Origin of the sequence: Streptomyces sp. NPDC005808 (genome assembly GCF_042871385.1) — a bacterium.
Classification (GTDB): Bacteria; Actinomycetota; Actinomycetes; order Streptomycetales; family Streptomycetaceae; genus Streptomyces.
Genome location: NZ_JBIAIK010000003.1, coordinates 688,290 through 696,055, shown reverse-complemented (window position 1 = coordinate 696,055; position 7,766 = coordinate 688,290). Strand labels below are relative to the sequence as shown.

8 protein-coding genes are annotated in these 7,766 nt (G+C 69.5%); 5 read left to right on the top strand and 3 right to left on the bottom strand.

Annotated elements, in window-relative coordinates; all coding sequences use genetic code 11:
• Positions 1 to 355: 355 nt before the first annotated feature.
• Positions 356 to 553: a hypothetical protein gene (locus tag ACFYPC_RS10320; protein WP_384384971.1), complete on the top strand. Its 198-nt coding sequence runs from the start codon at positions 356 to 358 to the stop codon at positions 551 to 553.
• Between the two features lie 111 nt (positions 554 to 664).
• Entirely contained in the window at positions 665 to 1,363 is a 699-nt protein-coding gene (locus ACFYPC_RS10315) for a DUF4191 domain-containing protein (protein WP_388673366.1), read from the top strand.
• Between the two features lie 53 nt (positions 1,364 to 1,416).
• On the opposite strand, the gene ACFYPC_RS10310 is transcribed toward ACFYPC_RS10315, so the two are convergent.
• The 3 genes from ACFYPC_RS10310 to ACFYPC_RS10300 form a co-directional block, all read right to left on the bottom strand.
• Positions 1,417 to 2,046 carry a flavin reductase family protein gene (locus tag ACFYPC_RS10310; RefSeq protein WP_388673364.1) on the bottom strand — a complete coding sequence of 210 codons (630 nt, stop codon included), beginning with the start codon at positions 2,044 to 2,046 and terminating at the stop codon, positions 1,417 to 1,419.
• Positions 2,047 to 2,345: 299 nt separating this feature from the next.
• Positions 2,346 to 3,668: an acyl-CoA dehydrogenase family protein gene (locus tag ACFYPC_RS10305; RefSeq protein WP_388673362.1), complete on the bottom strand. Its 1,323-nt coding sequence runs from the start codon at positions 3,666 to 3,668 to the stop codon at positions 2,346 to 2,348.
• A 218-nt stretch (positions 3,669 to 3,886) separates the two neighbouring features.
• The gene (locus ACFYPC_RS10300) at positions 3,887 to 4,354 is read right to left on the bottom strand and encodes an RDD family protein (RefSeq protein WP_388673360.1); all 468 of its coding nucleotides are present in this window, start codon (positions 4,352 to 4,354) and stop codon (positions 3,887 to 3,889) included.
• Between the two features lie 199 nt (positions 4,355 to 4,553).
• Between ACFYPC_RS10300 and glnA the strand changes: the two genes are divergently transcribed.
• The 3 genes from glnA to ACFYPC_RS10285 all read left to right on the top strand — a co-directional run bounded on the left by glnA (position 4,554) and on the right by ACFYPC_RS10285 (position 7,754).
• On the top strand, positions 4,554 to 5,963 hold the full coding sequence (gene glnA / locus ACFYPC_RS10295) for a type I glutamate--ammonia ligase (RefSeq protein WP_388673358.1): 1,410 nt from the start codon (positions 4,554 to 4,556) through the stop codon (positions 5,961 to 5,963).
• Positions 5,964 to 6,246: 283 nt separating this feature from the next.
• Positions 6,247 to 7,167, top strand: a complete 921-nt coding sequence (htpX, locus tag ACFYPC_RS10290) for a zinc metalloprotease HtpX (protein ID WP_388673420.1) — start codon at positions 6,247 to 6,249, stop codon at positions 7,165 to 7,167.
• Positions 7,168 to 7,169: 2 nt separating this feature from the next.
• A complete protein-coding gene (locus tag ACFYPC_RS10285; RefSeq protein WP_388673356.1) occupies positions 7,170 to 7,754 on the top strand; it encodes a hypothetical protein in 585 nt (194 codons plus the stop codon).
• The last annotated feature ends 12 nt before the right edge of the window (positions 7,755 to 7,766 follow it).

Sequence of the window (7,766 nt, the reverse complement as noted above, 5' to 3'; positions counted from 1 at the left end):
GTGTCCGCCTCGGTCGGTGTAACCCCGCCGCGGGGGGCGCCCCCCCGGTCCGCCCTCCGGGCCGGGGGTGGGGTTGGTGGCTATCCCCCGGGGCGGGGGGCCCCCCCGCCCCCCCGCTCCCGTGTGAATCGGCGCACAAGCAACTCCCTCTCCACAATGGCGCTTTCGACACGGCCGAGGCCTTCCCCGCAGATGGGGGCATCGCCAGGGACGCGTCAGCGATCGAGGCCGGTGCATCAAGGTTTCATTGGTGTTTGACCGGTCGGTCACGCCCTGGTAACACCAATCAGTGACCCTGGTTTCACACCCCGTACCGCATCCGCCAGAGCCGCCATCCCGAGGGGGGAACTCCATCATGCAGGCCGCGCCCGTTCGCGCCACCGCCATTCCGTCGTTCACCGATGCACTCCGTGCCGTCGAGTCGATCCTCATGAGCGGTGGCCAGCGCACCGCTCGCCGCAATGCCTGGACCTCCGTCCTGGAGGACCGCCGCCGCGCCAAGGACAGGGTCGAGGCACAGCGCGTGCTGGAAGCCGTCGCGACGCGTTCGTAGCCTCCGCGCCACGCTCCCCCTGGCACCTCGTCGACGCTCCCGCGGTACCTCGTCGATGCTCCCGCGGTACTGCCGTCGTCGGCGCTTCCCGGGCCACGTAGACTTCCCGGCATGGCGAGGAAGGAAACCGCAGCGGACGCCGCTGCCGAACCCGGGCGACTCAAGCAGATCGCTCTGACTTACAAGATGACCCGCAAGGCCGACTCCAAGATCGGTCTTGTACTCGCGGCTGTCGGAATCGTCACCCTCGGTGTCTTCCTCGCGATCGGCTTCTTGATCGGCCACCCGATCTATCTCGGCATCTTCGGCCTCCTGCTCGCGTTCCTCGCGTCGGCGATCGTCTTCGGGCGCAGGGCCGAGCGGGCCGCCTTCGGGCAGATGGAGGGCCAGCCGGGCGCAGCCGCGGCCGTGCTGGACAACATCGGCCGGGGCTGGACCACGACTCCGGCGGTGGCGATGAACCGCAGCCAGGACGTGGTGCACCGCGCGGTCGGCAAGGCCGGCATCGTGCTGGTCGCCGAGGGCAACCCGAACCGGGTGAAGAGCCTGCTGGCCGCGGAGAAGAAGAAGATGGCGCGGATCGTCTCGGACGTCCCGGTGCACGACATTCTCGTGGGCACCGGCGAGGGCCAGGTGGAGCTCAAGAAGCTCCGTACGACGATGCTGAAGCTGCCGCGTGTCCTGGCGGGCCCGCAGGTCACCGCGACCAACGACCGGCTGCGTGCGATGGGCGACATCATGTCGAACCTGCCGATGCCGAAGGGTCCGATGCCGAAGGGGATGCGGATGCCGCGAGGCAAGATGCGCTGAAGTCACCTGCTGCGATGCTCCCCGTCATTCTCATGGCGGGGAGCATCTCTGTTTCAGGCCAGGGTTCTGAACGCCCGGTCGTAGTACACCATCGGGGACCCCTCGCCCAGGCGGACGCTTCTCACCAGGCCTATCAGGACCGTGTGGTCCCCGGCCGGGTGGCGGGCGTGCACCGCGCAGTCCAGTTCGGACAGCGCCTGATCGACCGTCGGCAGCCCTTCGGGGCTGAGGCGCAGGCCGCCCGACGCGAACTTGTCGGTGCCCTTGGTGGCGAACCGCATGGCGAGCGGGCGGTGGACCGGGGCCAGCACGCTCACCGCGAAACGGTCGCAGCACTCGAACGACGCCGCCGAGTCCGCCGAGTTCGCCAGACACACGAGGATCATCGGCGGCTCCAGCGAGACCGAGCAGAAGGAGCTGGCCGTGAATCCCCGGGGGGTGCCGTCCGCGCACCGGGTGGTCACCACGACCACTCCCGAGGGGAAGCGCGCCATCGCAGCGCGGAACTGCTCGGGGGCCACCTCGGCGTCCACCACTTCCTGGCGGTCCGTCGTCGCGGCGCTCTGGCTCTCCGTCGTCGCGGCGCCCTGGCGGTCCGTCATTCCGGCGCTCTGGCACTCCGTTGTTCCGGCGCTCTGGCGGTCCGTCATCGCTGCCGTACCGCCGTCGATCTGCTGAACCATCGTCAACTCCCGGAGGACTGACAGGTGAGCGATCTGCCGTGGCCGCATTCATGGCGATCGTGATTGAGGGCAATCGTGGATGTCGGCTACGGCGATGTGGCGGCCACCGACCCTGTTCGGGATCTCACGCGCGTCGAGGACGACTATGCCGACGCCGTCCCGGACCGGCAACCGGACGAACGGCCCCCGCGGCCCCCGCCACCTGCGGCGACGCGGCATCTCCCGTCCCCGTGCCGGGGCGGGCGGCGTTCGGGAGATACCGCCGAACGGGTGTCCGTCGAGTCCTGCCCGGGCCGCGGTCAGCGCACCGGTTCCGTCCGCTCGTTGCCGGACAGCGCCCAGGCTCCGTAAGCCGCACCGGTGGTCTCGAAGGACAGCGCCACATGGGAAGCAGCGCTGTTCACATCCCTCCAGAAGCGTTGCACCGGGTCGGACGAGGACTGTCCCGAGGTGCCGCTCGCCCGGAAGACCCGGTCGACGGCCGAGACCAGCAGTTCCACGGCCAGGGCGAGGTCCCTGGCGCCGCGGACCGCGGCCTCGCCCTCCGGGGGACACTCGGTGCCGTCGGCCACCGCCGCGGTCCGCAGGATGAGGAGTTCGGCGGCGTCCACCTCGGCGGCCGAGCGGGCCAGGGAGACCTGCGCGGAGGGCATCTCGCGGACGGCCCGTCCCCGGCGGTCGACGCGCTGCCCGGTCCGCGCGGTCCAGGCGCGCAGCGCGCCCCGGGCGGCTCCGATCAGCGGAGCGGCGAACGGCAGGCTGTTCACCGCGTACATCGGGACGATGTGGCAACGGGCGTCCGACGCGGTCGCCCGGCCGGCGTGGACGGCCGACCGCGGCAGGGTCAGGTGCTCGGGCACGAAGACGTCGGAGAGGACCAGGGTGTGGCTGCCGGTGCCGCGCATCCCCACGGTGTCCCAGCTGTCCTCGATGGAGAAGTCGGCCCGCGGCACCGCGAAGAACCGCACCTCGGGTCGGTCGGCGGAATTCCTGGCGGCCTTGGTGTTCTGGGCGTTCGCAGGAGACTTGGCCTTCTCTGCCTTCTCGGCCTTCTCTGCCTTCTCTGCCTTCTCGCCGGTCTCAGCAGTCTCGCCGGTCTCGCTGGCCTCGCTGGCCTCGCCGGCCTCGCCGGCCTCGCCGGCCTCGGCATCCTTGGGCGGTACGGCCGCGCAGGCGAGCGCCCAGTCGGCGAAGTGCACGCCGCTGATGTACTTCCACTCACCGCTCAGCCGCCAGCCGCCGGCGACGGGCTCCGCCTTGCCGGACGGCATCAGCGCACCGGCAAGGACCACGTCCGGCCCCTCCGCCCAGATCTCCGCCTGCCCCGCCTCGGGCAGGAACGCCGCGTACCGCCCGGCGTAGGCGGCCAGCGAGGCCGCCCAGGCCGCTGACGTACACCCCTCGCCGATCAGTGCCACCGCCGAGGTCAGCTCGCTGAAACCACCGGGAACGCCGCCATGGGCCGCCGGTACGAAGTGCCGCGCGAACCCCGCGTCCAGCACCGCGCGGACCACCTGCGGGGAGAGCTGACGGGCGGTTTCCGCCTCGTCGCTGTACTGGGCCGCGATTTCGGCGACCTGCGGCGCTCGGGCCACGATCGTCGACCTGCTGTCGTACGACATGCTGTCCACCACCTTCACCGGGAGTGGACGCAGTGTCTCCGCCGGGGCTCGCCACCGAACGGACCCCGAGCCGGGCCGGGCGATCCGTCACCCGACCGGCGTCAGAAGTCGAGCACCGGGTCGCCAGAAGGCGGGTGCCACGGGGGCGATCGGCCGCCGGGGACCTGGGGTACCTCAGCCGCCGGGGACCTGGGGTACCTCGGCCGCCGGGGTGATCGCTAGCCGCGGACTTCGATGGTGCGGGCCAGCCGGTCGTGGAGGCCCCGGCCGTCGCGGTCCCAGATCAGGGCGGGGAGGGCGAGGCACAGCAGCACGGTGCGCAGGAGGGCGCGGAGGGGGTTGAGGCGGCCGCCGTCCTGGGGGACGATTCGGAGGCCGAACAGGCGCTTACCGGGGGTGCAGCCGACCGTACCGATGGTGAGGACGCCGAGGGCGAAGAAGACGAGCAGGGCCCAGTTGCCCGTCGTCTGGTTGTAGCCGTCAGTGAGCAGGCCGTATGCGATCAAGAGGCACAGGGCCCAGTCGACGGCCAGGGCGCCGAGGCGGCGGCCGGGGCGGGCGATCGAGCCGGGCCCCGTCTGCGGCAGTCCGAGCTGCTCACCGGGGTAGCCGAGGTCGACACCGGCCTCCCCCAGGGCCTCACGCGGTCCGGAGAGCCATGATCCGATTGCTTGCCTCTTGTCCACGTGTCCACGGTACTGTGCCCGTTTTGACATGTGGACGGGTGGGGTACCGCGGGCCGGGTCCGGTTAACTTGGGCGAAACAAATGGGTCACGCTTGAGAAATCCCCCGTACCTATGGTCGGGTCCAGCGTGTGCCACCGCACTGGCCGCACGAACGAACTACCACCCCGGTCCACAGTGGGCGGGAGTAGGAGGAGCTGGATGTTCCAGAACGCCGACGAGGCCAAGAAGTTCATCAAGGACGAAGACGTCAAGTTCGTCGACGTCCGCTTCTGCGACCTGCCGGGTGTGATGCAGCACTTCACCATTCCGGCAGAGGCCTTCGACCCGACCGAGGAACTGGCCTTCGACGGCTCCTCCATCCGCGGCTTCCAGGCCATCCACGAGTCCGACATGGCGCTCCGCGCCGACCTGTCCACCGCGCGCGTCGACTCCTTCCGCCGCGACAAGACGGTCAACATCAACTTCTTCATCCACGACCCGATCACGGGCGAGCAGTACTCCCGTGACCCGCGCAACGTGGCGAAGAAGGCGGAGGCGTACCTCGCGTCGACCGGTGTCGCCGACACCGCGTACTTCGGCCCCGAGGCCGAGTTCTACGTCTTCGACAGCGTGCGCTTCGAGACCAAGTCGAACGAGGCCTTCTACCACATCGACTCCGAGGCGGGCGCCTGGAACACCGGCGCCCTCGAGGACAACCGCGGTTACAAGGTCCGCTACAAGGGCGGTTACTTCCCGACCCCGCCGGTGGACCACTTCGCCGACCTGCGTGCCGAGATCTCCCTGGAGCTGGCCAAGTCGGGCCTCCAGGTCGAGCGCCAGCACCACGAGGTGGGCACGGCCGGCCAGGCCGAGATCAACTACAAGTTCAACACCCTGCTCGCCGCGGCCGACGACCTCCAGCTCTTCAAGTACATCGTGAAGAACGTCGCCTGGCGCAACGGCAAGACCGCGACCTTCATGCCGAAGCCGATCTTCGGCGACAACGGCTCGGGCATGCACATCCACTCGTCGCTGTGGGCGAACGGCGACCCGCTGTTCTACGACGAGGCCGGTTACGCGGGCCTCTCGGACACCGCCCGCTTCTACATCGGCGGCATCCTCAAGCACGCCCCGTCGCTCCTCGCCTTCACCAACCCGACGGTGAACTCGTACCACCGCCTGGTCCCCGGCTTCGAGGCCCCGGTCAACCTGGTGTACTCGCAGCGCAACCGCTCCGCGGCCATGCGTATCCCGATCACCGGTTCGAACCCGAAGGCCAAGCGCGTCGAGTTCCGGGCGCCCGACTCCTCCGGCAACCCGTACCTCGCCTTCTCGGCGCTGCTGCTCGCGGGCCTCGACGGCATCAAGAACAAGATCGAGCCGGCCGAGCCGATCGACAAGGACCTCTACGAGCTGGCTCCCGAGGAGCACGCGGGTGTCGCCCAGGTCCCGACCTCCCTCCCGGCCGTCCTGGACCGCCTCGAGGCCGACCACGAGTTCCTGCTCGCGGGCGACGTCTTCACGTCCGACCTGATCGAGACGTGGATCGACTTCAAGCGCACCAACGAGATCGCCCCGCTGCAGCTGCGTCCGCACCCGCACGAGTTCGAGCTGTACTACGACGTGTAAGTCGTCGTCACGGTTCTTCCGCGGAGCCCCGTCATCGCCTTCGGGCGGTGGCGGGGCTCCGTCGTTGTGTCCCGTGGCGCCCGGCCGTGCCCTCCGTCACGCCGACGCCTCCGTCACGCCTACGCCCGCCGGCGCCCGCCGCTCGCTGTCCGCTCCGGATAAATAAGTGGCTCTTGACAGGGCAGGTCTTTGCTCGCTGTGGGGTGGATCGGGGCCTGTTCATGGGGGTGGGCGGGAGCACAATGGAAGTCGGGACGAGTGCCCGAGTGTGGGGTGGTGCATGATGCAGAGCCGGTTCCAGAGCGATCGGCGGTTGACCGTCAGGATGACGCTCACGTTGTTTCTGCTCGGATTGCTTTACGTGGCCTTCATCGCCGGATTGATCGTGCTGATGAAGTCCTGGGTGCTTGTCGTGGTGATCGCGGCGGCATTCCTCGGGGCGCAGTACTGGTTCTCGGACCGGATCGCGCTGTTCGCGATGCGCGGGCGGATCGTGCAGCGGGAGGAGTACCCGCAGCTGCACGGGGTGGTCGACCGGCTGTGTGCCGTCGCCGATATGCCGAAGCCGCTCGTCGCCGTCTCCGATATGGACATGCCCAACGCCTTCGCCACCGGACGGAATCCCGATCACGCCGTGCTGTGTGTGACCACGGGGCTGCTGCGGCGGCTCGAACCCGACGAACTCGAAGGTGTGCTGGCGCACGAGCTGTCGCACGTTGCGCACAAGGACGTCGCGGTGATCACCATCGCCTCCTTCCTCGGTGTGATCGCCGGGCTGATCGTCCGGTTCGCCTTCTACTCACAGCTCCTGGGCGGCGGGCGCAGGGACCAGAACACGGCGCTGGTGTTCATGGCCGTCATGACGGTCTCCGCGGCTGTCTACGCGATCAGCTTCCTACTCATCCGGGCACTGTCCCGCTACCGCGAGCTGGCCGCCGACCGGGCCGCGGCCCAGCTCACCGGGCGGCCCTCGGCACTGGCGTCCGCGCTGACCAAGGTCACCGGGGACATCGCGAAGATCCCGACCAAGGACCTGCGCACGGCCCAGGCCTTCAACGCCTTCTACTTCACCCCCGCCCTCGGCGCCGAGCCGGGCATGGCAAAGTACTTCTCCACCCACCCGAGCCTGGAACAGCGGCTCGAACAACTGGCACGTATCTCGGCCGAGTTGGGCGAGCCGGCGACCCCCGGGAAGGCCGGCTGAGCATGGGCCTCCTGGACATCCTGCTCGGGCGCAGCAGACCCGTCGCCCCCGACCTCGACCAGCTCTTCGCTCTACCGTCGGCCGCCATCACCCTGCAGGCGGCCGCCGGGTTCGCCCCGACGGGGACGGGCGCGGTGTGCTTCGCGACCGTCGAGGGCGGGGCGTTCGCCGAGGCGCGTCAGGAGGTCCAGGCGCTGCTGGACGCGGACGCGGAGAGGGACAGTTCTCCGGTGGAGATCACCCGGGACGAGTACGGGTACTCCTGGCTGGTATCGCGACGGGAGCCCGATGACCTGCCGGCCCTGGTGAGTGATCTGCACGCGGTCAACACGGCGCTGGAGGGCAGCGGTTTCGGGCCGCAACTGCTCTGCTCGGTGGCAGGCTTCCAGGACAGCGAGCAGCGGCGGCTCGGGCTCGTCTATCTCTACAAGCGCGGCACGTTCTATCCCTTCGCGCCGCTGGCCGGTACGGAGCAACAGCGCGACAACTCACTGGAACTGCAGATCAAGGCCGCGCTCACCGACGACCTGCGGATCGAGCAGGATCTGAGCCGCTGGTTCCCGATCTGGGGCGCCCCGGGCCTGTGACCCGGGGCGCGC